The 1338-nt window shown below is 70.9% G+C and carries 1 protein-coding gene; it reads right to left on the reverse strand.

Features of this window, described 5'->3' with window-relative positions; all coding sequences use genetic code 11:
* Nucleotides 1-169 precede the first annotated feature (169 nt).
* The gene (locus tag ACFWI9_RS20075) at nucleotides 170-1051 is read right to left on the reverse strand and encodes a phosphatidylinositol-specific phospholipase C domain-containing protein (protein WP_387163790.1); all 882 of its coding nucleotides are present in this window, start codon (nucleotides 1049-1051) and stop codon (nucleotides 170-172) included.
* Nucleotides 1052-1338: the final 287 nt, after the last annotated feature.

A 1338-nucleotide genomic window follows, 5' to 3' on the forward strand; every position in this document is an offset into this window, starting at 1 on the left:
TGGCGTGCGCGCGGGGGGGGGGGCGGGGGGGGGGCGGGGGGGGGGGGGGGGGGGGGGCCGCGCGCCGCGCGCCGCCCCCCCCCCCCCCCGGCCTTCCCCTGACGGAGTGCCCGGACTTCCCCCCTGACATCCTGAGAACCAGAACCTGGGTCAGGTGGCCGCCCGGACGTCAGTTATGGCGGATGAGCGACTCGACGAGCCCGGAGCGGGTGTTCGGGAAGTCCATCGGCACGATCCCGAGGCCCTTCCAGCTCCCGGCCGTGCCGTCCAGGAAGCGGTGGACCCGGGGGTTGAGGTCGTCGGAGTTCCAGCGCGGCGGCAGATAGGCCGATGTGCTGACGAAGTTGATGTACAGCTTGCCGGGCTGCGCGACGGCCTTGCGCAGATGCGCCTCGATCTTGGGGTACTTGTCCCAGGGCAGGTCGTTGTAAGCGTCCTGGATGTCGAAGGCGTTCCCGTCCCACCACTTCAGTCCGGGCAGCCCGCCCTGGTCGGCGATGAGGACCACCCTGCCGCGCGCCTCGCCGAGGGTGGGGAGGCGGTCGCCGATCCGGAACAGGGAGCGCCAGCCCCGTACGTCCAGGTAGTTGTCGAAAATGGCGCGGAAGACGGCGTCGCTCTCCCCCGAGTACTCCTGCTTCACCCGCATGAGCACGGTCTCGCCGGGGTGTGCGGCCAGGAAGGCCCGGCAGGCGACGAGGACGTCGCCGAACATCATGTTCTGGAAGAACGAGCCGTGGTGGATGGCGAAGGAGCCGTCGATGGCCCGGCAGCGTACGTCGAGGAAGCGGATACCGGATTCGAGCTGCTGGGCGATGGTGGTGTTCTGGCACTCGGGCCACGGACCCCCGAAGCGGGCGCCGGAGTCATGCGTACCGGGGATGGTGAGGGTCGCCAGCGCCCGGTTGCCGTCGAGGCCGCTCATCCAGTCCTGGGTACCGAGCAGCCGCTGCCCGGAACGCCCGGCAGCGGCTGCCGGTGACGCCCCTATCAGGGCGGTGGCGGACGCGACGCCCGCGCCGGCGAGGAAACCACGTCTGGTCAGTGACATGTGCCGTCTCCCAATCACAAGTGAGCCGCCGCGATGTGGGGGGTCGCGGTCGGCTCACGGGATAATTCCAGACATGCGCATGTCATGAAATGGGCTGGACGCCAGGAAATCAGATACGTGGACGAGACAGGTAGATGGCCCGGAACCGGCGCCGGCCAGTGGACCGGGACAAGCGGACGGCTACGCGTACGCCGAGGGGGGGGGGGGCCCCGGGGCGGGCGCCCCCCACAACCCCCCGGGGTTTGTGGTGTGTGGGGTGGAGGGCGGGGGCGGGGGGGGCGGAGGGG

It is taken from the genome of Streptomyces sp. NPDC127084, from assembly GCF_042724175.1.
Lineage (GTDB): Bacteria > Actinomycetota > Actinomycetes > Streptomycetales > Streptomycetaceae > Streptomyces.